Genomic DNA, 25,004 nt, shown 5'->3' on the forward strand with positions numbered 1-25,004 from the left:
CAGATGGTTTGATGACCATCTGTTTTTTTGACTTTTTTTATTCTGCAACAGCTGTTGAAGCCAATTGAATATTTAACTTTTTTGTATCCAACTTAACTTCAGATAAAGCTTCCTCATCTGCAATTAAAATGACATTGGGATGCACTTGTAAGATTGAAGCTGGACAATCCGTTGTCACACTTCCCCCTACCATATGTGCAACTGCTTTCGCTTTATTTTTTCCAAGTGCGATTAACACAATTTGATTCGCTTGTAAAATGGAGCGAATCCCCATCGTCACTGCATATTTTGGTACCTCATCTAATGACTCAAAAAATCTCGCATTATCAAGACGAGTTTGCTCATCTAATGTTACAACATGAGTCGTTGCATTAAATGGTGTTCCAGGCTCATTAAATCCAATATGCCCATTTGAACCAATACCTAAAATTTGAAGATCTACTTTATTTTGACGAATCACTTCATCATATCGTAAACATTCATCCTGCGGATTCAAACAATCTCCTGATGGAATATTAACATTATTTAAATCAATATCAATATGATTAAATAACTGTTCTTTCATAAATGTCGCATAACTTTGAGAATGTGTTGCATCAATCCCAACATATTCGTCTAAATTAATCGTTTTAACATGTTGATACGACGTCTTATTTTTTTTATGATCTTCAATCATCGCCTGATATAATCCAATCGGGCTACTTCCAGTTGCTAAACCTAAAACAGGATTTTCTTTTGTTTTTACAACCTTTAAGACTTCCGAAAGAGCAGCCTGTCCCATTGCTTCTACAGATTTAACTTTAATAATTTTCATCCTTATTCCTCCTTAATCAAAATCTTCTCAAATTCTTGATTATCTTCCTTACCTACATTATACCTGTCTATACAAGTCCTGTCTATACAAGTTTTTGATTTTTTTTAAAAAGGCCTAACTGGCCTTTCATTAAATATGATGAATATGATAATAAACTGCACCAACTAAACCGGCATTATTAAAAAGCATGGCCGATTCAACTTTCAATTCTTTTTTGAACTGTTCCATTGCATGAGATAAGACATACTCTCTAATAGGCTTAATAAATCGCTCTTCTTGCGTGCAAACACCGCCACCAATCACAATAATTTCAGGATTAAATAAATGAACCAAACTCACAAGTCCTTTTGCAATCATAAGAATCCATTCTTCTACCATATCAGCTACTTTTTCATTCCCCGCTTCTAACGCCTCAAAAATAACACGTCCATTTACCTCATCCCTTGAAACAGGTAAATCTAACTCATCATACCCCTCTAAAACTTTGTTAACTAACGCCGTCATCGATGCATAATTTTCATAGCACCCTATATTTCCACAACGACATTTCACACCATGAGAATCAATCGAAAAATGCCCTAACTCACCCCCAATTCCAGTAGTCCCTTGCAAAATCTCGCCATTCACTAGGATTCCACCTCCAACTCCTGTTCCAATGGTTATTCCGATGACATGCTCGTAACCTTTCGCACGCCCTAACCACTTCTCACCGATAATCATACAGTTCGCATCATTTAAAACGGTCGTTTTCAATCCATATTTAAGCTCTAATTCCTCTTTAATATTTGTATGACACCAATTTTTAATATTTCCCCCAACACCAATGACACACCCACTTCGATAATCGATTTGTCCTGTTGCTGATACTCCAATCCCTAAAAAATCTGCCAACTCTACCTGCTCTTTTTCAAAAAACTCATCAATTGCTACCTTAACTGTTTCAATAATAGGGGTCTCATAAGCATCAACTGCAACACCTTTACTATACGTTGAAATAATCTCTCCCGTTTTATCAACAATCCCTAACTTAACAGCCGTCCCACCAATATCAACGCCTAAATATTTCATACACACCCCTCCTCAAATTGAATAAATCTTAAAACTTCATCTTCAAATCGATTGCAAAGTTCATGATCAAACTTTGCAAATACTAAGTGCATCTTATTACACATTGCCTGATTGAAAATAGCATACTGCGTACTTGGTGGACAAGATGAATCAAGCAAACCTGTTCCAAGTAAAAATTTACAGTTTAATTGCTTCGCAAAATGGACCACATCTAAATACCCAAGTCTTGAAAACACCTCATCCTCACGCTCATGAAGTGGATCAAACCATCTAAAATAATAACGAAGTCCTTCATACATTAATGAATCTAAATCCATTTCCCATACTCGTTTAAAGTCAGCTAAAAAAGGATCTTTAGCCACACATTTGTTAATTTCTTTATTCATTGCGGCCACAACAATCGCAAGTGCTCCACCTTGTCCTTGTCCATAAGAGACTATTTTTTGGGTATCAATTTGAGGTAATTGTGATCCAATTTTTGATAATAAATAGGCATCTAAATAAACTTTTCGATAATACATTTGATCCAGTTCATCATCAATGCCTATCATTAAATGACCACAGACAGTTGTTCCTAAAACACCTCCCAAATCTTCACTCATTCCGCCTTGTCCTCGACAATCCATTGCTAACACGGCATAACCAATGCCAATATAGCGCGTTAGATGATACCAACTCTTACTACTTTGCTTATAATCATGAAATTGAAGGATAAGCGGTACATTTTGGCGATTCTTTGGACAAATATATTTCGCATGAATTCTTGCACCATCAATTCCCTTAAAATATAACTCATAATAGTCAGCACACTCATTTAAGAACTCTTTTTTTACCAATTCATACTCTAAGTCTCTCTCATTTAGTCGCGCTATTTGTCGATTCCAATAGTCAATAAAATCCGAGGGATAATTTCCTTTTCCTAAATAACAATTAAGTTCCTGTATAGGCATATCCATCATTGGCATCTTAATCACTCCCCTCTAGAAAAAAATCAATTAACAAATTATCAAAAATTCCAATTTCTTCATGTTTATAATCAGGAAAGATGACGTGTTTTTTCGGTCCATTCAAATGATTAAAAACAGCAAACTGCGTACTAGGCGGACATATCTGATCCATCAATCCTGTTCCTAATAACACAGGTACCTGAATTCGATGAGCGAAATGCTGAGCATCAATATATCCGAGTTTTGTAAATATTTCTTCTTTTCGTTCATGTAATGGATCGAACCACTTAAAGTAATAGCGAAGTCCCTCATAGGCTATCTGATCCAAATCCATTTCCCACACACGTTCATAGTCAGATAAGAATGGATACAGTGTAGCACATCGTTTTATCATTGGATTTAATGCCGTACAAATAAGAGCTAATCCACCTCCTTGACTGGCTCCATTAGCAAAAATTCGTGTGTGATCAATCCCTTCTAACTGTTCAACAATGCGACAAAGAAGACAGATATCCTGAGCTAACTCAACATAATACATTTGTTTAGGATCCCCATCTAATCCTGCTACAATATGACCAGATACCGTCGTTCCAATTCGTTTGGATAAATCCTCACTTTTACCTCCTTGACCCGGACAATCCATTGCAATTACGGCGCATCCTATCCCAACGAAAGAGGTTTGCTCAAACCAACTTCGACTCGCTCCAGGATAGCCATGAAACTGAAGAATGAGTGGAACATTTTTGGACGATTTGGGCTTTATATATTTCGCATATCTTTTACCCCCACGTATTCCGATAAACGATATCTCATAATATTCACAAGTCTCAAACTGATAAATTTCATATGGATTCATTTCATAGTTTAACGAAACATTTAATACTTCTAAAATTCTTTCATTCCAAAAATCATCAAAATCTTGTGGAATCGGATTCGTTCCGTCGTAGATTTCAAGCTGCTTTAAAGGCATATCAACCATTGGCATCCGCGTCTCTCCTTTTAAACTAGGATTTATTTTAAAATAACACCCGCTACTTTGACGGGTGTTATCTTTATTTAAATTTGTGTGCAGATCAATTTATCTCTTAAAGATGCTTTAAAAATTCAACATCATGAATTTCGTATTTTTCTTTTAATACCTTGAATCCTTCTTTATAAATGGCTTCATTTTCAGGTGTTACATTTTCAAATGGACGACGGCAGTACCCTGCATTAATTCCCATCCATTTAAGCATCACTTTCATTAAAGCATAGAACGATGGATAACTTAAAGCATACATAATAATTTCGACTGCTTCTTTTTGTAGACGCTTTGCCTCGTCCAATTCCTTATTCTGGACCGCATTGTAAATATTAATAAATAATTCTGGCATCACATTGTAAAATGATCCAACAATTCCATCTGCTCCAGCTAATAGTCCAGCCATGGCCATTTCATCTGCTCCGGAGTAAACCAAGAAATCTTCTCCAATTTCATCTTTTATTTGAGTAATTTCATATAAAGATAAGGCTGTGTATTTAATTCCTTTAACATTTTCAATTTGAGCTAATCGTTTAATAGCATTCATCCCAAGTAATCCAACAAGCGGTACGTTATAAACAATCATTGGAAGAGAGGTTGCATTGGCAATATCTTCATAGTATTTTACAATTTGATCCTCATTAAATCGCCAATAAAATGGTGGGACACTTGAAATTCCATCTGCTCCAGCTCTTTCAGCATGTTGTGCCAATTCAATTGATAATTTAGTTCCAATAGCTCCAACATGAACAACGACTGGAACGCGCCCTGCTACCTCATCCATGACAATTTCAACAACACGCATTCTCTCAATAGATGACATGGTAAATCCTTCACCTGTTGAACCAGTTAAATATAATCCATTTACCCCTTTATCAAGTAAAAAGGAAACTAACTGCCTCATTCCCATCTCATCAATATTTTCGTCTTTGTCAAATACCGTTAATAATGCTGGTACAACCCCTTTAAAGTCTTGAATACTAAATTTACTCATCTTTTTAAGTCCCCTCCGCCTAAGTAGCTTTTGAATCGATTATAAAAATATTTTTCAAACACTTCTTTTAAAATGGAGTTTTCCTCCAATTTCATTGTTATCTTAACACTAAAACTACTATTAGTAAACGCTTACCGGCGGGATAAAGTAGAGTTCAAAAAAAAGTGAATATGAAGTGTGACTTTATCCATATCGTTTTAATATAGATTAAAAAGGAGTCTATCTCTTTTGAAATAGACTCCTTTTTAGGAAATGGGATTAACTTAGTTTTAATAGTAAGGATAAGATGAGCCACAAGATGGTGCTCTGTGTCCATATCCCCATCCGTAATTAGGACGGCCCCATCCATAACCGCCATAATATGGATACCCCCATCCATATCCTCCGTAAAATGGATAGCCTCCCCATCCAAAACCTCCGTAAAATGGATAACCAAATCCACCCATAAAAAAGCGTTCATCTTCTGGTCCTCTTGTCATTCCACATACTGGTGGATAAGGAATCGAATAAGGACTTGGCATTGGTGGATATGGAACACCTGCATATGGGAAGGTCATCTGAGGAACATTAGGAACTTGATAATTTGTTGTCGTATAAGACGGAGCACCTTGATAATATGATTTATTCATATTAACTAGATATTCCTCCATTGTTTGTTGAGTACTTGCAATTTTTACACCCTCATTAGGCGCTTTTACTGCCTCGGTTTTGGTTTGAACCTGTTTAAGTGGAATAGTTACGGCTTCTTCGGTTTTGGTTTGAACAAGTGGGACAGTAGTCATTTCTTGATGGGTACTCACTGTGACTGGCGTCTCTGTCACTAAAGAAGTCATATTTTCAACTGGTTTTTGGGTTACCGTTTGCGTAGTCGTTGTCGTCGTTGTCGGTGTTTCAGAAAGCATATGACTCTCTGTTACTGTTACTTTTTTTGTTGGGGTTGTGTTGACAACAACAGGCTCTGTAGTTGTTGCAGTTTGTAAATTAATACTCTCCTTATCTAAATTAGGATAATACTTTTGAATGTTTTGTGCTACATTTGGCTCATCTTTTCTGACTGGTGATGGCACTTTAACTTTTAATCCGGGTACGAGTGGAGTTAAATGATTAATATGTGTATTCATCCCTATCAAATCCTGGACACTAACATTGTATTTTTCTGCAATAGAATCAAATGTGTCATTTCGTTGCACGATATGGATTTTCATAAGTCCGATTCTCCTCTCTACAATTTTCTCTTTACAATATATGTTAACCATTTCTTGAATATAACTTCGTATTTCATGAGAAAAAGATTCTATTATCTAAAGATAAAGATTTTTAAATGATGTAATTCTTCTCAAGGGTTAGGTCTTTTAGAAGCTAGACCTATTTTTAAAAATAAAATCTATCTTCGATTACTCTAGAAAATATCCTGCAAGAAAGACTGGCCTATCAAGAAGAAAAATCTCTGCGTTGCTAGAGTCATTTAATAACAGTTTCACACCATTACAAATCTAGACGTATAGTCAATGCTAATCCATTACAAATAAAAATTTTTTTATTTAATCTGGCGCTCTTTAAACCAATACCGTCCCATTTTGATTATGAATTTAGAGTAAATATTTTATTTATTATTGTTAATTTAAAAACAATAAAAGAATGAGATGAATTGACATATTCATGCTGTACCATGTTGGCTTTAAAGTAACGCATAAAACAAAAAAACCATATTACGACATGTAACATGGTTTTTTGAAATAGGATTAGTCTTTGAATTCAAATTCAAAGTTAAGAATACGAACAAGATCTCCATCTTGTACCCCAAGATCACGTAATGCTTGATCAACTCCAGCATGACGTAATTGACGTGCAAATCGCATAACAGATGCTTCACGATTAAAGTCTGTTTGATGGAAGATTTTTTCAATATGGGCTCCAGTTACCACATAAACTCCATCATCTCCACGAGTGATATGGAATTTAGCTTCTTCAGGAGCAAACTTATACATAACTGATTGTTCCACTTCTTCTTCATCATATAATGGGAATTGTGGAGTTGTTTCTAATAAATCAGCTGTTTTGTATAATAATTGGTCAATTCCTTGACGTGTTGCAGCAGAAATCTCAACGATTGTAACATCGTCTCCTACTTTCTCTTTAAAGATACGTAAGTTTTCTTCTGCATCCGGATTATCCATTTTATTCGCCACAATAATTTGTGGGCGTTCAAGAAGTTTATAACGATATTGTCCTAATTCGTTATTAATCGTTACATAATCTTCATAAGGATCTCGGCCTTCCATTCCTGACATATCAATAACATGTAAAATAACACGTGTACGTTCAATATGTCGTAAGAATTGATGACCAAGTCCAGCTCCACTTGCCGCTCCCTCAATTAATCCCGGTAAATCAGCCATAACGAATGAACGACCATCCGGAACTCCAACAACACCTAAATTTGGCACTAATGTTGTGAAGTGATAAGCAGCGATTTTTGGTTTACAAGCTGAAACAACAGAAATTAAAGTTGATTTTCCGACACTCGGGAATCCAACTAATCCAACATCAGCTAAAACTTTTAATTCAACACGAATTTCGCGTTTTTGTCCTAACTCACCATTTTCAGCAAGTTCTGGCGCTGTATTTCTTGGTGTAGCAAAATGAATATTTCCACGTCCTCCGCGTCCACCTTTTGCAATAACAGCACGTTGTCCATTTTCAGTTAAATCAGCAATAATTAAATTTGTGCTCGTATCATAAACGATTGTTCCAACAGGAACTTTAACAATTAAATCGTCTGAATTTTTACCATGGCAACTTTTTGCCATTCCATTTTCACCATTCTTAGCGGCTAAAACTCGGTTATAGCGAAGATCGAGTAACGTTGATAATCCTTCATCTGCGACGAAAACGACACTTCCACCGTTTCCTCCATCTCCACCTGCAGGTCCACCATTGGCGATATATTTTTCGCGACGGAAGGCAACAGCACCATTTCCTCCATCACCTGCCGTCACTTTAATTTTGACTTGATCTATAAACAAGGCAATCCCTCAATTCTATTTTGCGAAGCAAAAGCTTCATCAATTTGATTATCTATTTATATTATCAATTGATTTAGTCTTTCTCATACAAAGAAATCTACATAAAAATAAACCCCTAATCTGATGATTAGGGGAATTATTCAATCAATTAGTTAGCTGCTGGGTAAACAGAAACTTGTTTTTTGTCGCGTCCTAAACGCTCGAATTTAACAACACCATCGATTTTGCAGAATAAAGTGTGATCTACACCCATACCTACGTTTACACCTGGATAAATACGAGTTCCACGTTGACGGTAGATGATTGATCCTGCAGTAGCAAATTGTCCATCAGCTAATTTAGCTCCTAAACGTTTTGACTCAGAGTCACGACCATTCTTTGTAGAACCAACACCTTTTTTAGATGCGAATAATTGTAAATTTAATTTTAACATGTTTCCACCTCCTATTTGTTTTCTATTACTGTTAAATATTTAAAATGATCTTCTTCAATCGTATTCAAAGAAGTCAACATTCCAAACATCAGCGTTTGAGCCGCATCAGTTGATGGAATATTTTCAACGAATAAATAACCATCTTCCATTTTAATTGTAAGTTCTGATTCATCTAAGCTGATAATGGAATTGGTTAAGCCAATCGAAACAGCACTCACCGCAGCGCAGACTAAGTCTTCACCTGGTTCACCTGCAAAGGCATGGCCGCTAATCTCAAATGACTCTACTTTATTGTTTTTATAGTTAAAATTGGCTGTAATCATGTGTCAACTAATTAAGCGTTGATTGCTTCGATAACAACTTTAGTGTATGGTTGACGGTGACCTTGTTTCTTTTTGTAACCTTTTTTTGGTTTGTATTTGAACACGATAATTTTTTCACCTTTACCATGTTTCTCAACCTTAGCAGTTACAGTTGCACCTTCTACTAAAGGAGCACCAACTTTTGTGTTTTCTCCTCCAACGAATAATACCTCGTCGAAAGTTACAACTTCACCTTCAGCAACATTTAATTTTTCAATGTAGATTGCTTGACCTACTTCAACTTTTAATTGTTTACCACCAGTTTTAATAATAGCGTACATTTACCTGCACCTCCTTAAAATTTAACTAAGACTCGCCATCAAAGGCATATGAAGTTTCATATTTGAAACCTTGTCCGAGCGGTTGTAGTACCCTAAGGTGCTAACAACATGATTCATTATATCAAAGTGAATCCTATTCGTCAACGATTTATAAGTGGTTATGTCTACCTTTTTTTACGTTTATCTATTCAATTTGACATTCACTGAACTAATCTATGAGATAATCTATTCATTTTATTTTGGTTTATTTTTCACTCTTAAAACAAAAAGCCTTATGTTTTTTTACGCACATAAGACTTTTTTAATTAAATTCAAATCAACAGGTTTTAGTAAAATATCATCCATCTCAGCTTCCAAAAATTTCGGATCATCTTTTGATAAACCATTGGCCGTTAATGCAATAATGCGACCTGAATACCCGAGCTGACGAATTCTTTTTGAGGCTTCATAGCCGTCAATTACTGGCATACAAATATCCATGACCACGACATCGTAATTAGGATTTTGTTTTATTTCATCAATGGCTCCTTCACCACTGTCAACCGTTTTAACATGCTTCACATCTATTACTTCTAAAATATCTTCCATTAGCATGAGATTAATTTCATTATCATCTACTACTAAAACGGAAAAATCATGTTCCATCATTTCCATTTAAACTCCGCCTCCATAGTTACTTAAAAAAGTGACAGTTATCATTTTAATCACTTTTAATTTTAACGTCAATAATTACCTTATTATTTTCCCTAAATTTCAACTGTAACCAAGTTAGCTCGTCATGAAACCTTTCATTAAACTGAAACATGTTTAAATACCCTCGATAAATTTTATCCTCCCAGGAATCATCACAAAGAATCGTGATTTTTCTTGGTAAATCAACATTTCTATACATTTTCTTATGTAGTAAAAATCGTTGAAATAAATACTGAGCATTTTGATTAAACTTTACAGTCGAATAAAACAAAAAACCTAGGATTAAATAGAATTGTCGAAAATCGTATAAAATTGTAAGTAATACAATAAAACTGATAAACACAATATTAAAGTAACAAATTATTCTTAAAGAGTATCGATACGGAAAAAAACATGACAAGATATCTCCAAGTATTCGACTTCCATCAAGTGGCGGTAATGGAATTAGATTAAATACGATAATAAAACATTGCGCCCATATAAATGAGTTTATCCATTTTAATTGAATTCCACTCACCTCTAGTTGTGCAAAATAAAGAAAAATGGATAGTAACATGAGATTAACCATGACGCCTGCACTACTGATCAATAAATCTTCTTTATTCGCCTTATTCAACTCTCCCTTAAATCGCATCTGTCCACCAAATGCAAAAAACTTTAGCTCATCTAATTCCCATTTGAAAAAAGAGGCCATCAGGAGATGACCACATTCATGCAACAAAATACTAATTGCAAACACAATATATTGATTAAAATATCCAGTTAAGATAGCTAGTAACGTCACGATATAATAAGATGGCTCAAACTTAATCTTATTCTTATGCAACCTTAAGCCCTCCATTTCATCTAGTTCATTAGGCTATTTAAAAAATCACTAACATCTAAGTACTCCCCATCTTTTTCTAATTGCAAATAGAAATAAGCATAATCCCCTAACTCTGTTCCAGGTTCTCCAATCACTGAACCAACACCTAATGACTCTCCTTGTTTAACATGTTCATACAAACTCACACTTCGTTTTTCTAAAAAACCAACGGTTAAAATCATATCATTATCTAATTCAATACTCATATAATTACTGATATCTGGATCAATCCCGACATGAATCACAATTCCAGGCACTAAATTTGGAATACTTTCTCCGATTTCAGTTTTGACAATGACACCGTGATGGAAATCACGTAACACCATGTTTTCATTAATCTTAGTTAAGTACTCCGCCACATCAATCATTTGTTCTGTCCCTTCAGATTCAACTCCCACGTCACTCTCCGTTGTTCCAATAATTCCACTAACTGTTGTGGTGTCATTCTCTTGAGTTGGTAAATTAAATTCAAATGGAAACATATTAGTTAAAAACTTCTCGTATTGATTTTTATACTTCAAAAAAGGCATCTCACTCAGTAAAATCGTCTTTACACTTTGATAAGCCGGAGTTTGTGGTAACTTTTGAAGAATTAAAACCCCCATCAAAATACATAAGCAAACTGTTGCCTGCATGCTAAAACGCCCCACCATCTGGCTAGTCTCATCTTGCTGTTTTTTATTTCGATACTTTGCATAATAATTTGAATGTGTTGGTCGATATCCTTGATAATTAGACCGGTATGTGCTTTTTCTCTTTCTAGGATCAGCCACGATTTATTCCCCCTAACAACATCATTTACAACTCATAGCCTGATATTTCACTTTCATCATATGAAGGAAATTAAGCATTTAGACCATTTGAGGAGAAATTCAAAACTTATTTTAAATAAAAATTATTTAGATTATCTCAATGCATTTATAAATGTGTCATCTTTACTTTATAAAACAAAAAGCATCTCTTAAGAGATGCTTTTACATATGTTCAAGTTGTTTTTGATATCTTCCAAACTGACTTTTCAAAATGGGATACAAGACTAAAACAACAAGTGAGTTAAATAATAAGGTTGGAAATAAAATTAATTTTACGAAGGCATAACCACTAACATTCGTTACCATCATCGTATTAACTAAAAAATAAACCGCCCATTCTTCAATCACAATGACAATTGAGAATAAAGCAAGCATCGATAAAATATTGACTGGCATACTATTTGAAACAAAGCGTTGAAGTAAGAACGTAATAATCGGGAACAAACACGTATAGATTCCAAACAAATCCGCATAACAAATATCATATAAAATACCGAAAATAATCGCAAATACTAATGCCTTATTTCCACGATCATAAAACGTAAAGAAGCATAAACACATTAAAAACACATTAGGAATTGCACTATAAGAACCAAACATCGGTTGAATTGGTAAAAAACTAACTAACAAATTATCCATAACAAAGCAGGTAATAAATAAAACAATGACTCTAACCATTATTCGGAACCACCGCCTCACGTTTTACAACAATGACATAATCCATATTATTATAGTTTTTCTCCCCTTTTAAATAAAGCGTCTGTGTCAAGCCATCTTTACTAACTTCAGCACGATCCACATAGCCAATTAATAAAGCACGCGGATAAACACCTCCAAGTCCACTTGTAATGACCACATCCCCAGGCTCTACCAATACATCTTTTGAAACCTGTGTCATCACTAACTCATCATTCATGTAATCATAACCTTCAACCGTTCCGATTGAATTTTCTTTCCCATCAATTAAAGCTGACACCTTACTACCGAAATCTTGATTTTTAATTAATTTAACTTTTGATGAAACTTCGTTGACTGTAATCACTTTACCGATTAAGAACCCCTCTTTTGATAAAACAGCCATATCCGTCTCAATTCCATCTTTTTTCCCTTTATTAATCACCATAAAGTCATGCCATTGATCAACATTCCGCATCACGGTTGTGGCATTAATCGTATCATAGCTGGTCAGTGACAACCCTGTCTCTAATGTTTCCTCTAAAGAAGCCAACTGCTCTTCTAACTGATTCGTATAAACGTTTAAAGACTCATAATTATAAAGCTGCTGTTTTAATAACTTATTTTCCTCATACGTATGAAATAAATCATTCACATTCGTCACAAACCGCTTAAAGCCTTCCACAATCCCTGTATACCCAGTCTGAACCACTGACATTCCATCTTTAATCACACGTTCAGGAAGTGGATTAAGCGTTTCATTATGCATCGTATACCCCACCGTGATTAAGGTCATAAAAATTAAAACGATAATTCCAAAAACTTTTAAATGGTTAACACCCTTCATTCGAACACATCCTAAACTTAAACAATAATATATACTGCTAATTATATAGAATTGATATGTTATACACAACCCCATTTGAACAGATAGATTTAACTGTGGAAAGTTTACACACTTTTTACACTATCTAAAAGAAAAAGAGTTACAATATTCCAAAAAGAACAGTATTTTTTTCCTATCTGACATGAAATATTCTTATTTAGTTTAACTCAAATTTCGTCATCTCATCCTTAATTCGAATCCGATCATCTCAATAACACTGAATGACCAGACAAAAACACATAAAAAGTGGAATCTTACATTCCACCTTTTATATTTGATTGAAAGGACTTAAAAAACTCCTCTTTCTGAATTTGATAAACCTTACAATCAATCCATTGTCGTCTACTATTTTGACAGGCGTTTTTCAACAAACGATCATATGTCATACCAAGCTTTTGCATCACGCGGCCTGATGCCACATTTAACACATCGTGACGAGCCTTCACTCTCGTAAACCCGACTACTTCAAAAGCAAAAGCTAAAATCGCACAAGAAGCCTCCGTCGTAATTCCTTGATTCCAATACTTTCGACTTAAACAATAACCAAACTCACAAACAGCCCCTTCTTTTTGATGTAAGTTGACTATATTAAATAAAGAAATCGACCCAATCACATCCTGTGTTTCTTTTAAAACTATTGCCCATTGATAAGTCGTTAGATGTTGATAAGCCATCTCCCATCCTATCAATACTTTAGTAGTTTCCCCGATATGATGATGTATAGGCCAAGCCACATAGCGTGTCACTTCCTCATCACTTGCCCAATTATTAAAAACCATTACTGCATCATCCCGTTTGAATTTTCTTAAAATCAGCCGTTTCGTTTCTAACTCACACGTTCCTACATGCTTGACCATTCATACATTCCTCATCTCATTCTATTACATTTTTATTAGTTACATTATAACATCTAACCCTTTGACTTAGACATCCTTTCAACTATCTCTTACATTTATTTTCCACTATCACCGTAATTACTTAAAAATCGAGCAATCGGATCCAAAACCTGACATCCTTCCCTTGCTTGATTCAACATCCAATAATCAACCTCAACCCCATAGACTTTTACACTGCAAACAACTAAACTGCCATTTAACTCAAAAGGTTGCATCTCTGAATCTTCAACTCTTATAGTCGATAAATAATAAAACTCTCACATCCCCACACGATTTTCAATCATACATCAATCAGGTCCTCGATACGAAATCTAGACAACACTTCCTTCAAACTCTTCTGTTTTTAAATCATTACACCATAAATCCACACATACCTCCTAGCCCCCCCACTTTATTAAAGTTTTCTAAACTATATATCTAGAAACGTCTAACAAATAACAAATTTTTCTGATTTTTTGAAAAGTTGTATATCTTTGTCATTATTCCGAATAATAAAAATAATCTTATAAAAAAGAGGGACTTTATGGTTGAATCAATAATTGATACTATATTACCTATCATTATTAGTATTTTAGAAATGATGGGAATCTTAATTATAACCATTGGATCATTTAGGGCTTTTTATCATTATGTTAGAGCACTTCTCACAAAAGATGCCTACCCTGTTAAACATCAATTTGCTAATTCCATGGCAACAGGGCTAGAATTTAAATTAGCAGCTGAAATATTAAAAACTGTTCTCATCCAAAGTTTAAATGAACTTATTATCCTCGGTTCCATCTTTTTATTGAGAGTTTTAATGACGATTGTCATCCAATGGGAAATGAAAGAAGATGCTAAAACCAACGTTAAAACAGAATAAAAGCTCGCTGTAATAGCGAGCTTTTATAATTTTATAAATAACCTTTTTCTTTAAGACTTACAAATTGATCATCACCGATAATTAAATGATCCAGCACTTTAATACCAATTAATTCGCCTGCCTCATACAAACGATGAGTCAAGCCAATATCTTGTTCAGACGGTGTAGGATCACCACTCGGATGATTATGTGCACAAATCACCGAAGCCGCAGAACGTTTAATGGCTTCTTTAAAGACTTCTCTTGGATGAACAATCGCTTTATTTAATGATCCAATAAAAATTGTTTTTTTCGAGATGATATAATTTTTAGTATCTAAGAATAAAACAACAAAATGTTCTTGTGTCAAATGTTTCATTTCAACTGCTAAATAATCGACACAATCACTAGGTGATAAAATAGCATCAACTTTTTGATATTTCGCTTTAGAAATACGTTTCCCAAGTTCAATACTTGCAAGCAATTGAATCGCTTTGCTTTTGCCTACTCCCTTTACATTCATAAGCTCTTCAATGGTCATCTCATTTAAAAACTTCAATCCTTGTGTTTGCTTTAAAATAAGCTGTGCCATTTGAAGAGCTGATTGATTCTTTGTCCCCGTTCTTAATAAAATGGCTAAAAGTTCAGCATTTGATAAAAACTCTGCCCCCTCAGTTAATAAACGTTCTCGTGGCCGCTCATCAAACGGTAAATCACGAATCATAAAGGACTCCATTTAAAATCAATCACTTCCAATCTTATTGAGTTAACCATTGATAGATTTCAAGTAACATTTTTTGACGCTCATTGGCAAGCGTCTCAAAGGAAGCATTTGATAAGGTCATATAATAACCAAAGATGTGCATCTCATCATCTGTAAACGTCTGTATAAACTCACTTGTCATTTCAAATGGATTTTGTTTGACAGCTTGTAAAAAATAATCCCAACGTAAATCTCCACCTTCAATTTCTAATCGTTTAATGAAATACGTTAAATTTTGGCTTTTTAAAGCTTGTTCAACACTTTCTAATGATTCTTTCGTTCCTGAGATATGGGAAAATACAGAATACTTTCCATCCGTTCTAGTAACACCATAGTTATACCCTAGTTTTTGTAAATCTCCAGCTAACGTTAGAAGATTATCATAGGTTTCAAAAACACCTAACTGCATAATATAAATGGCATTTTCATCATTTACTGCCACCTCTATCGAGGTCTTTTCTTCAGTTGTTTCATCTGATTCGCCCGTTGCTTTAGTCTCTTCAGGTGTCTCAACTGAGACAGTTGGTTGATCCTCACTTGAATTTGGCAATAAAATCCCATCTAATATTTTACCAAACGAAAACCCTAAAACAGTAAATATCAACGTCAACAACAAAAAAGCTCGAATCATCTTAGGATCCATTTTATTTTTTTAACCATAATCCCCCATCCAATCGTACAAATCATCCCATGATTAGTTTTACTAATTAGTTTATGAGTCTCATGATATCAAAATCATCTTAAGAAAATTGTTGAAATCTCATTTCATTAAATATTTTCGAACTTCTGAAATGAAATATAAAGATCCCGTAATAATTAGGCACTTCTCATCCGTTAAGTGATCTAATAACTTCTCAAGTAATTGTTCATAATCTTCGTCATAATCTGCATTCAGACCGCTATAACTCTCAAACTGATTTTTTCCCGATTGTGCCCGTGGATAATCAAAGGTTGTAAAATGAACCTCATCCGCTACTACTTTTAAATACTTAAACATCTCGCTATACTCTTTATCCTTTAAAACACTCACCATAAATACATGGCGTTTGGTTGGATAAAGCTCTTGTACTGTTTCACATAGGTTCTTCATTCCCTCAGGATTATGAGCACCATCTAAAATAATGGCTGGCTCATCATGAATCAATTCAAAGCGACCTTTCCAAAAAGCTTCTTTCATTCCCCTATATATATTTACTTCAGAAATGCTAAAAATCCTTTTTTCTTTTAAATACTTTAAGATAGAATAGGCTAAAGTCGCATTTTTAACCTGATGAAGTCCTTTCATATTTAACTTAACATTCGGTAAATCAACCCAATCAAATTGAATCCCTTCATGTCGATTCTTAATATTTGTTGGAGCATAAGTACTTAAGGCATTTAAATATGGGCTATTTTTCCCTTCACAGGTAACTTTAAAAATTTCTAACACATCGTCATCATCCTCTGTTGTAAACAAAGGAACACCATGTTTTACAATCCCCAGTTTTTCAACTGCAATTTTTTGTAAAGTATCACCTAAAATCGCTTCATGATCATGGCCGATATTCGTAATCCCACATGCCAGTGGTTGGATCATATTTGTTGCATCCAAACGACCTCCTAATCCCACTTCATAAATCACGACATCAACGGGCTGATTTTTAAAATAAACAAATGAAATAAGTGTGATTAATTCAAATTCTGTAAAAGGTCCAATATCAGTTTTATTAATTTCTTCAACGATCGGTTTCACGACATTCGCACACCACGCTAAATCATCATCACTAATCGGAACACCATTTAATGAAATACGTTCATTAAATGATTCAATATAGGGAGACGTAAAGGTTCCTACAAGATACCCTGCATCCTGTAATACCGAACGAAGATACGTAACTGTTGATCCTTTTCCATTCGTTCCTGCAATATGAATGGTTCTTATTTTTAAATGGGGATTCCCAAGACGCGCTAAAGCAGCTTCCATTCGTTCAAGTCCTGGTTTTATTCCAAATCGTAATTGTTGATTTACCCATTCAATGACATCATTTCCATTTCTAAACATTTCAACACCACCTAATTACATCAAAATCAGCTGTTTTAATTTAGCGTCACTTGGATTTTTTCACCTTTCTTAAGTGTCTCTCCCATTAAAACAGACTGAGAAATAACCTGATTACCACTTCTTTTTTCCACTTCATCTGATCCTTCAGTCGACACTACAATTAAATCGTGTTCATTTGCAAACTCCATTAACTTTGACACGCTTTTCCCCGTAAAATCATCCATTACAGGGGCCCCTTTAGAAACGGTTACCGTTAAGACCAATGGATCTTTTCCAATGACAGTTCTTGGTTTAATGGATTGTTCCATGACCCTATTTTGTAAAATATCATAGGAATAAACTAATTCATAAATCACTGTTATATTTTCGTGTTCTTTGTCATATGCCATCACTTCTTCGGCTGACCACCCATGAAAATTAGGAAGTGTATTTGATTGAATTGAATATTTAACATTAAAAATTAATGTGCCAATAATCCCAAAAAGAAAAATCCAACAATAAAACTTAGCATTTAAACGATATTTTTTTCTTTTCTTTGACTCATTCATGTTGATACCACCCTTTCCCCATCCAATAATAGATTATTTTTCCCATTTTATCTAAATTTATAACTCTCTTTTGATTTAAGCATCATTTGATATCATATTTTTTGTAATACTATCATAATTCTACCAACTAATATTCGTTTTTGAAAGAAAAAACCGTCCCTCATAACTTGTATTTTTTGTAACATTTACTAAAAAATATAATTACTTACAAAATTCATCATCTTAGTCGATAAAAAAAACTGCCCTAAAACTAAGGCAGTTTAAAAATAATTATTTTTGAAGTTGTGCTAAACGTTCTTTAACCGTTTCAAATTTTTCTTTGTAATCAGCTAATTTATTACGTTCTTCTTCAACTAAGTGAGCAGGTGCTTTTGAAACGAATTTTTCATTTGCAAGCTTAGATTCTCCACGTTTAACTTCACCTTCTAATTTTTTAAGTTCGGCTGTTAAACGATTAATTTCTGCACTTACATCAATTAATCCTTCAGTTGGTAAGAAGATATCAGCTCCTGTTACAACAGCTGTCATTGTTTCTTCTGATACTGTTAAATCTTTTTCAATCACTAATTCACTTGGATTACAGAAACGAGCTAAGTAAGCTTGGTTTGCTGTTAAGTTGACTAATGCCTCTTCTGATTTAGCGTTGATAAAAATACGGATTTTTTTGCTCATTGGCGCATCTACTTCAGCACGGATGTTACGAACTGAACGGATAATATCCATTAATAATGTGAAATCAGCCATTGTTTTCGCATCATTGAATTCTGGTTTAACAACTGGCCATGCTGCTACTGCACATGCCGTATTTTCACGTGTAATCATTTGATAAATTTCTTCTGTTACGAATGGCATAAATGGATGTAATAATTTCACGATAGATTCTAATACATAAGTTAAAACCATACGAGTTGAACGTTTTGCTTCTTCGTCTTCACCTTGTAATGGTAACTTAGCCATTTCAATATACCAGTTACAGAAATCTTCCCAGATAAAGTTGTATAAGTGACGTCCTACCTCACCAAATTCAAATTTATCTGCATTATAGTTGATTGCTTCAATTGTTTCATTTAAACGACCTAAAATCCATTTATCTGCAACGTTTAATGTAGCAGCCTGTAAACATACATCTTCTACTGTCATCCCTTCCAAATTCATGATGACGAAACGAGAAGCATTCCAAATTTTGTTAATGAAATTCCATGTAGACTCTACTTTTTCTTCAATATAACGTAAATCTTGACCTGGTGCTGAATTTGTTGTTAAGAAGTAACGTAAGCTATCTGCCCCGTATTTCTCAATAACATCCATTGGGTCAACCCCATTACCTAATGATTTACTCATCTTACGTCCTTCAGCATCACGTACTAATCCATGGATTAAGACATTTTTAAATGGACGCTCATCTGTAAACTCTAAACTTTGGAAAATCATACGAGATACCCAGAAGAAGATAATATCATATCCTGTTACTAATGTATCTGTTGGGAAGTAAGCTTTAAAGTCCTCACATTCAACATCTGGCCAACCTAAAGTTGTAAATGGCCATAAAGCAGACGAGAACCATGTATCTAATACGTCTTCATCTTGGTTCCAGTTTTCAATATCTGCTGGAGCCTCTTCTCCGACATACATTTCTCCAGTTTCTTTATGATACCAAGCTGGAATTTGATGTCCCCACCATAATTGGCGTGAAATACACCAATCATGAATGTTTTCCATCCAACGTAAGAATGTATTTTCAAAACGCTCTGGAACGAAGTTTACTTTATTATCAGTTCCTTGATTTGTAACTGAACGAGCAGCTAATTCTTCCATTTTAACGAACCATTGTGTTGATAAATAAGGTTCAACGACTGCATCTGTACGCTCAGAGTGCCCAACTGCATGAACATGTTTTTCAATTTTAACAACTAATCCCGCTGCTTCTAAATCAGCCACTAATTGTTTACGTGCATCTGCACGATCCATTCCATTATATTTACCTGCTAATTCATTCATTGAACCATCTAAGTTCATACAGATTGGACGAGCTAAGTTATGACGATTTCCAACTTCAAAATCGTTAGGGTCATGAGCTGGCGTAATTTTAACAGCCCCTGTTCCAAAATCCATTTCAACGTATTCATCAGCAATGACTGGGATTGGTTTAGCATTTCCTGGAATCAGAACATTTTTACCAAGTAAATGTTTATAACGTTCGTCTTCAGGGTGAACCGCAACGGCAACGTCTCCAAACATTGTTTCAGGACGAGTTGTTGCAACTTCTAAGAATTCATCTGTTCCTTCAATCATGTATTTGAAATGATAGAAAGCTCCTTCGATTTCTTTATGAATAACCTCGATATCAGATAAAGCTGTACGAGCTGCTGGATCCCAGTTAATAATGCGTTCACCGCGATAAATTAATCCTTTTTCGTATAATTGAACGAATACACGGCGAACTGCTTTTGATAATCCTTCATCTAATGTGAAACGTTCACGAGAATAATCTAATGATAACCCCATTTTTTCCCATTGCTGACGGATAAAGCCTGCATATTCTTCTTTCCATTCCCACGCTTTTTCTAAAAATGCTTCACGTCCAATATCATAACGAGATAATCCTTGTTCTTTTAAACGTGCATCAACTTTTGCTTGAGTTGCAATTCCAGCATGATCCATTCCTGGTAACCATAAAGCATCATAACCTTGCATACGTTTCATACGAATAATGATATCTTGTAACGATGTATCCCAAGCATGTCCTAAGTGTAATTTTCCTGTCACGTTTGGTGGCGGAATAACGATTGTATATTTTGGTTTATTTGATTGTGGTTCTGCTTTAAAACAATCTTGTTCATACCAGAACGCATATTTACCTTGTTCAACATCTAAATGATTATACTTAGGTGCTAAGTTCTTAGTCATTTTAATGCCCTCCTTCAATTCAAATTCACGATAAGGTCCCGTTTAATCATCAGAAAATAAGCTAGCAAAAGTGTGCATGTACATCTTGAAATTTTATTCTTTCATCTCAAGACCAAACAATTGATAGACGACATCGAATTAGTGATATCCACCACAGGCGTATAGACGTTTTAGCTCTTAATTCATTTAAGAAGAACATCTAACATAGTTAAACTAAGTCCGTATCAGTAAACCGACAAGCTCGACTAACAAAAAAAGCACTCCGTCCTATGAAAGGACGAAATGCTTAAAATTCCGCGGTACCACCTTAATTGTAAGTTTATACTTACCACTTATGCTTTAACGCAGCAAACGGAATTTCTTACTAACTTCTCTATTCAGAAACTCAACTCGCAGGCTACCTTCAAAGTCTTCACATAGAGTTCTTTCAGCACATGAACTCCTCTCTAAAATGTAAAAATACTTTTACTCCTCCTGGTCACGGTTATTACCTATCATGCTATATATGTTAGTATTCTACAACATCAAACAAGTTTATTCAATAGCTGAATAAGAATTTCAAATTAATTCTAATACCTTATAAAAGATATTAAGTGAATGGAACAAAAAAACATCTAACTTAAAAATTTGCTAGATGTTTTATATATAATGATTAATAACCTAGATCGTGAAAGTCAGTCTTGGTTATTCAAATGCTCGATTATCAAGTCTGAATACACATTCTCTCCCCTCGAAAAGCCGCCCTTCATTACTAGATAATGAGATAAAATTTTCTTTCTGTAGAAAATTAATCAGGGCTTATATATTATATCCCTTATCTCATGCATAAACTATATTAAGGGGGTGGATATGATGTATCCAAAAAATAATCCAAGAAGAGGTGGATGGCGAGCTTATCTAAGCTCTTTAAAATCAATTATTTGTCTTTTATTTTTTTATCAATTATTCCTCATCATTTTTTCTTTTTCACAGTTTGACTTTGTCATGTTGATGATCCTTGGGGGCTTGTTGGCGTTGTTGTGGTGGGTGTGTTAAACTCATTATAAACTTGAAAAGCTAATAAATGAGGAGCTAATGTTTCATTTAATACTGCAATATTAATCAACGAGTGGTCTTGTAAAGACTCACCGAGCTCTGATAAGTCAACTAATAATGATTTAAAGAAAAAATAGTGCCGCAAAATTGCGGCTTTTTCATTTTTAACATAATCTAAAATAATTGATTTCATTCCAGGAACCTGATAATAAACCTCAACCAAATAATACATATCCAATGAAGATAAAGAAAACAGGCTTTTTTCAAAATTAATCAGATATGTATCCTTTTCGCTTATTAAAACATTAGCCACATTCACATCACCGTGAATTAAACTAATCGGCATCTTATGATCCCTTTTTAATAAATCGTAAAACTTTTTCAACTCCTCATGAGCCTGCTGTAACATCCGATAAATCATCGGATAAACCATCATAAAATACCACTCATAAGGCGAGCGATCCTTCTTAAGTTCGCACGCCTCCATAATTTTTTGTAACTTCGAATAACTCGTCTCAAGTCGTTTATACTCTTTATTATAAATTTTAGAAATTTCTTCATCGCTTATATCCGTCATTAAACGCGTTTTCTCATGCAAGTCATTTAACAATTCAACATAATAGTATAACTGCTTTTCAAGTGGAACAGCAATAATTTGAACATAATCTGTCAGATAAAAAAATTGACCTCGACAAGGAACTAAATGTTGTCGATCTCTCGTTCTATAAATGGGTAAAATATTTTTAGGTAATGACTTATAAGCAAATAATTGCTTCATAATAAATTCATCATTACCCTCTGCTAGCTTTAAAACATATTCGTGTTGTGCTGTCGAAACTTTCAAAGATTTAGAGGTAATGTTTGAAACCTTTTCAACACTCAGATTATAATTTGTTTCAATTAAAATTTTAATTTCTTCTAAATTGTCCATAATTTATCATCACATGATCGCCTGGACAAAGAGGAGACTGAACATTTGCACAATTATAAATATGATCTTGGGTTACATTATATTTTGTACAAATATCATCAATGGTTGTTTCTTCCTCTTGAACAAACACGATTTTAATAATACTTTCCCCATCTGAGAATTGACTTGCAATCGAATCATCACTTGATGATGACATATTGACGGCTACCTTACTTTCCTTTACCTCTTCTTCAACAGGTTGTACAGCAACTAATGATTGTTCCACTTGAACCGGTTGTGTTATTTGTTGTGTTACTTGAACTGGTTGTGTCATTTGTTGTGTTACTTGAACTGGTTGTGTCATTTGTTGTGTTACTTGAACTTTTTGAATAACAGGTTGTGAGACAGTTTGAATTGATGTCGAAACTGGCGTTTCAGATACAGTTTCTTGACTTTCCACCGTCGCCACTTCCTCCTCTTGATCTAATCCATATAACATATCAAACAAGTTAGACTTTTCTTTCACAACAGGCTCTTCAAAAGTTACTTCTTTAATATTTTGTTTTAATGGATACGGTAAAATTTCTTCCTCTTCTATCATTTCTTTTGGTTCTGTCACTTCTTCTTGCACCACTGGAATTGGCATCACTGGATGATATTTAGTCGGCATCGTTTGTTCTGAAATAACTTCTTCCCATCCTGTTGATTGTGAGATTGGTTGTTGAATCGTTTGCTCAATCGTAGCCACTTGCTCAACAACTTTTTGTTCAACGGGTACTTGAATTTCCTCAACTTCTTTAACGACTTCCTCTTTAACCGGTACGACTTCTTCAACCACCTCAGTAGCAGGAGTAGTTGGAACAGGTTCTGATTTTTTTTCTACAACAACCGGTTCTTTATTTAAAATTTGCTTAATTTTATCTGTTAATGTTTCTTTTCGAGATGCCTGCTCAACAAATGCACCTGAATCAGATAATTGTTCAACCACTGGCTCTAGCTCTTCTACTACTTCTGCTTCAATCACTGGCTCTAACTCTTCTACTACCTCGGCTTCAACCACTGGCTCTAACTCTTCTACTACTTCTGCTTCAACCACTGGCTCTAACTCTTCTACTACTTCTGCCTCAACCACTGGCTCTAACTCTTCTACTACCTCTACTTCAATCACTGGATCTCGGTCTTCCACCACCTCTACTCCAATCGCTGGTTCTAGCTCTTCTACTACCTCGGCTTCAATCACTGGTTCTAGCTCCTCCACTACCTCACCTTCAATTACTAAATCTGGCTCTTCTCCTACTTCCTCAATCGGTGCAACTGCCTCAACATCCCCCCCAACCACAGGAACAAATTCATCATTTGATTCAGTAAAGATTTCTGTTTCTCCTTCTTCCTCTCCATCATTTTGAACTTGGTTAACTGCTATTTCTTTTCGAGCCACCTCTGATAAAAATGGTTTAGGAAGTGCAGCATCTTTTTTAACTGGTTCCTCATCAACTAATTCCACCGCTTCCTGGTGAGATGGCATCGCAACGTCATCAAAATCTAAATAGTCAAGATCCTCATCATCATTCGACGCAACTGATTTAGGAGAAAAAATAGCTTCCTTAGTAAAAATAACAGGCGGTTGTTCCTGCCCTTCATCCTCTTCATCAGGTTCAATTAATGTTGGTGTACTATCTAAATTATATCCTGCAATGCATAATCTAATATTTAAACATAACCTATTTCCATCTTCAATCGTATAATCAAAATTCTCTACATCAATTTTAATATTCGTCGTACGATCGTTATTAGGTAGCGTGATATCTAAAGGAATACACTCATTAAATAAAAATTGCTCTTTAGTCGATGAAACATATTCTCCATCAATACACACTTGCCCGCGAAGTGATAAATAATCCCCTTCATCATAAACGTTTGTCTCAGGTACAATATTAATCGATACAATATCTTCTATGTTTTTGATTGGTAGTGTACAATCCCAATTAAATGAATAACTCATTTTTTACCCTCCTATTTTTCTTTGTCATTTCATTATATTCCTAAGTCTTTAAAATATGTAAAAACTTGCGAGGATGACTAAGACTTCATCATTTTTTTAAACATAGAATCTTTTATCGCTTAACAAACATTTTAAACCGAAATGTTCTTTACCATTTTTCTACATTTTTTTTATTATTTCGACT

At 34.6% G+C, this 25,004-nt stretch carries 25 protein-coding genes and 2 other annotated features; of the genes, 1 reads left to right on the forward strand and 24 read right to left on the reverse strand.

Going from position 1 to position 25,004, the window contains the following annotated elements; genetic code table 11:
- Nucleotides 1-37 precede the first annotated feature (37 nt).
- From nagB to HMPREF9402_RS14550, 17 genes are all read right to left on the reverse strand, one after another.
- A complete protein-coding gene (gene nagB, locus HMPREF9402_RS06605) occupies nt 38-814 on the reverse strand; it encodes a glucosamine-6-phosphate deaminase (RefSeq protein ID WP_006785489.1) in 777 nt (258 codons plus the stop codon).
- 129 nt (nt 815-943) lie between these two features.
- Nucleotides 944-1,882 (reverse strand): ROK family protein, encoded by a 939-nt coding sequence (locus tag HMPREF9402_RS06610; RefSeq protein WP_009606912.1) that lies wholly within the window; start codon nt 1,880-1,882, stop codon nt 944-946.
- The gene (locus tag HMPREF9402_RS06615; protein WP_009606911.1) at nt 1,879-2,847 is read right to left on the reverse strand and encodes an acetylxylan esterase; all 969 of its coding nucleotides are present in this window, start codon (nt 2,845-2,847) and stop codon (nt 1,879-1,881) included. The genes HMPREF9402_RS06610 and HMPREF9402_RS06615 overlap by 4 nt, the downstream gene beginning before the upstream one ends.
- Nucleotide 2,848: 1 nt before the next feature.
- Complete coding sequence (locus HMPREF9402_RS06620) at nt 2,849-3,814, reverse strand: acetylxylan esterase (protein ID WP_009606902.1); 966 nt, start codon at nt 3,812-3,814, stop codon at nt 2,849-2,851.
- A gap of 100 nt (nt 3,815-3,914) precedes the next feature.
- The gene (locus HMPREF9402_RS06625) at nt 3,915-4,844 is read right to left on the reverse strand and encodes a dihydrodipicolinate synthase family protein (RefSeq protein WP_006785485.1); all 930 of its coding nucleotides are present in this window, start codon (nt 4,842-4,844) and stop codon (nt 3,915-3,917) included.
- Between the two features lie 269 nt (nt 4,845-5,113).
- Nucleotides 5,114-6,049, reverse strand: coding sequence for a LysM peptidoglycan-binding domain-containing protein (locus HMPREF9402_RS06630; protein WP_006785484.1), 936 nt, complete (start codon nt 6,047-6,049; stop codon nt 5,114-5,116).
- Nucleotides 6,050-6,586: 537 nt separating this feature from the next.
- A complete protein-coding gene (gene obgE, locus HMPREF9402_RS06635; RefSeq protein WP_006785483.1) occupies nt 6,587-7,870 on the reverse strand; it encodes a GTPase ObgE in 1,284 nt (427 codons plus the stop codon).
- A 148-nt stretch (nt 7,871-8,018) separates the two neighbouring features.
- Nucleotides 8,019-8,303 (reverse strand): 50S ribosomal protein L27, encoded by a 285-nt coding sequence (gene rpmA / locus HMPREF9402_RS06640; RefSeq protein WP_006785482.1) that lies wholly within the window; start codon nt 8,301-8,303, stop codon nt 8,019-8,021.
- A gap of 11 nt (nt 8,304-8,314) precedes the next feature.
- Nucleotides 8,315-8,626, reverse strand: a complete 312-nt coding sequence (locus tag HMPREF9402_RS06645) for a ribosomal-processing cysteine protease Prp (protein WP_006785481.1) — start codon at nt 8,624-8,626, stop codon at nt 8,315-8,317.
- Nucleotides 8,627-8,637: 11 nt separating this feature from the next.
- The gene (gene rplU, locus HMPREF9402_RS06650) at nt 8,638-8,946 is read right to left on the reverse strand and encodes a 50S ribosomal protein L21 (RefSeq protein ID WP_006785480.1); all 309 of its coding nucleotides are present in this window, start codon (nt 8,944-8,946) and stop codon (nt 8,638-8,640) included.
- Between the two features lie 18 nt (nt 8,947-8,964).
- Nucleotides 8,965-9,040 (reverse strand) — a sequence feature (ribosomal protein L21 leader region).
- Between the two features lie 188 nt (nt 9,041-9,228).
- On the reverse strand, nt 9,229-9,600 hold the full coding sequence (locus tag HMPREF9402_RS06655) for a response regulator (protein ID WP_006785479.1): 372 nt from the start codon (nt 9,598-9,600) through the stop codon (nt 9,229-9,231).
- Between the two features lie 46 nt (nt 9,601-9,646).
- A complete protein-coding gene (locus HMPREF9402_RS06660; RefSeq protein ID WP_006785478.1) occupies nt 9,647-10,465 on the reverse strand; it encodes a site-2 protease family protein in 819 nt (272 codons plus the stop codon).
- Nucleotides 10,466-10,485: 20 nt separating this feature from the next.
- Complete coding sequence (locus HMPREF9402_RS06665; RefSeq protein WP_006785477.1) at nt 10,486-11,277, reverse strand: hypothetical protein; 792 nt, start codon at nt 11,275-11,277, stop codon at nt 10,486-10,488.
- Between the two features lie 201 nt (nt 11,278-11,478).
- Entirely contained in the window at nt 11,479-11,994 is a 516-nt protein-coding gene (gene mreD, locus HMPREF9402_RS06670; RefSeq protein ID WP_006785476.1) for a rod shape-determining protein MreD, read from the reverse strand.
- Complete coding sequence (gene mreC, locus HMPREF9402_RS06675) at nt 11,987-12,838, reverse strand: rod shape-determining protein MreC (protein ID WP_006785475.1); 852 nt, start codon at nt 12,836-12,838, stop codon at nt 11,987-11,989. Before mreC ends, mreD begins: the two co-directional genes overlap by 8 nt.
- 293 nt (nt 12,839-13,131) lie before the next feature.
- Nucleotides 13,132-13,734 carry a GNAT family N-acetyltransferase gene (locus HMPREF9402_RS06680; RefSeq protein WP_009606904.1) on the reverse strand — a complete coding sequence of 201 codons (603 nt, stop codon included), beginning with the start codon at nt 13,732-13,734 and terminating at the stop codon, nt 13,132-13,134.
- A 95-nt stretch (nt 13,735-13,829) separates the two neighbouring features.
- Nucleotides 13,830-13,988: a hypothetical protein gene (locus HMPREF9402_RS14550; RefSeq protein ID WP_006785473.1), complete on the reverse strand. Its 159-nt coding sequence runs from the start codon at nt 13,986-13,988 to the stop codon at nt 13,830-13,832.
- A 308-nt stretch (nt 13,989-14,296) separates the two neighbouring features.
- Between HMPREF9402_RS14550 and HMPREF9402_RS06685 the strand changes: the two genes are divergently transcribed.
- Nucleotides 14,297-14,635: a DUF1622 domain-containing protein gene (locus tag HMPREF9402_RS06685; protein WP_006785472.1), complete on the forward strand. Its 339-nt coding sequence runs from the start codon at nt 14,297-14,299 to the stop codon at nt 14,633-14,635.
- 31 nt (nt 14,636-14,666) lie between these two features.
- Here HMPREF9402_RS06685 and radC read toward each other — a convergent pair whose 3' ends face one another.
- The 7 genes from radC to HMPREF9402_RS06720 all read right to left on the reverse strand — a co-directional run bounded on the left by radC (nt 14,667) and on the right by HMPREF9402_RS06720 (nt 24,820).
- Nucleotides 14,667-15,338 carry a RadC family protein gene (gene radC, locus HMPREF9402_RS06690; RefSeq protein WP_006785471.1) on the reverse strand — a complete coding sequence of 224 codons (672 nt, stop codon included), beginning with the start codon at nt 15,336-15,338 and terminating at the stop codon, nt 14,667-14,669.
- Nucleotides 15,339-15,372: 34 nt separating this feature from the next.
- The gene (locus HMPREF9402_RS06695) at nt 15,373-16,008 is read right to left on the reverse strand and encodes a sporulation protein (protein WP_139058189.1); all 636 of its coding nucleotides are present in this window, start codon (nt 16,006-16,008) and stop codon (nt 15,373-15,375) included.
- Nucleotides 16,009-16,137: 129 nt separating this feature from the next.
- A complete protein-coding gene (locus HMPREF9402_RS06700) occupies nt 16,138-17,418 on the reverse strand; it encodes a bifunctional folylpolyglutamate synthase/dihydrofolate synthase (protein WP_006785469.1) in 1,281 nt (426 codons plus the stop codon).
- 35 nt (nt 17,419-17,453) lie between these two features.
- Nucleotides 17,454-17,966 carry a PASTA domain-containing protein gene (locus HMPREF9402_RS06705; protein ID WP_006785468.1) on the reverse strand — a complete coding sequence of 171 codons (513 nt, stop codon included), beginning with the start codon at nt 17,964-17,966 and terminating at the stop codon, nt 17,454-17,456.
- A gap of 270 nt (nt 17,967-18,236) precedes the next feature.
- Nucleotides 18,237-20,873 carry a valine--tRNA ligase gene (locus tag HMPREF9402_RS06710; RefSeq protein WP_006785467.1) on the reverse strand — a complete coding sequence of 879 codons (2,637 nt, stop codon included), beginning with the start codon at nt 20,871-20,873 and terminating at the stop codon, nt 18,237-18,239.
- A 270-nt stretch (nt 20,874-21,143) separates the two neighbouring features.
- Nucleotides 21,144-21,364 (reverse strand) — a binding site (T-box leader).
- Between the two features lie 491 nt (nt 21,365-21,855).
- Nucleotides 21,856-22,839, reverse strand: a complete 984-nt coding sequence (locus HMPREF9402_RS06715) for a hypothetical protein (RefSeq protein ID WP_006785466.1) — start codon at nt 22,837-22,839, stop codon at nt 21,856-21,858.
- Nucleotides 22,817-24,820: a hypothetical protein gene (locus HMPREF9402_RS06720; RefSeq protein WP_009606907.1), complete on the reverse strand. Its 2,004-nt coding sequence runs from the start codon at nt 24,818-24,820 to the stop codon at nt 22,817-22,819. The genes HMPREF9402_RS06715 and HMPREF9402_RS06720 overlap by 23 nt, the downstream gene beginning before the upstream one ends.
- Nucleotides 24,821-25,004 lie beyond the last annotated feature (184 nt).

Source organism: Turicibacter sp. HGF1, from assembly GCF_000191865.1.
Lineage (GTDB): Bacteria > Bacillota_I > Bacilli_A > MOL361 > Turicibacteraceae > Turicibacter > Turicibacter sanguinis.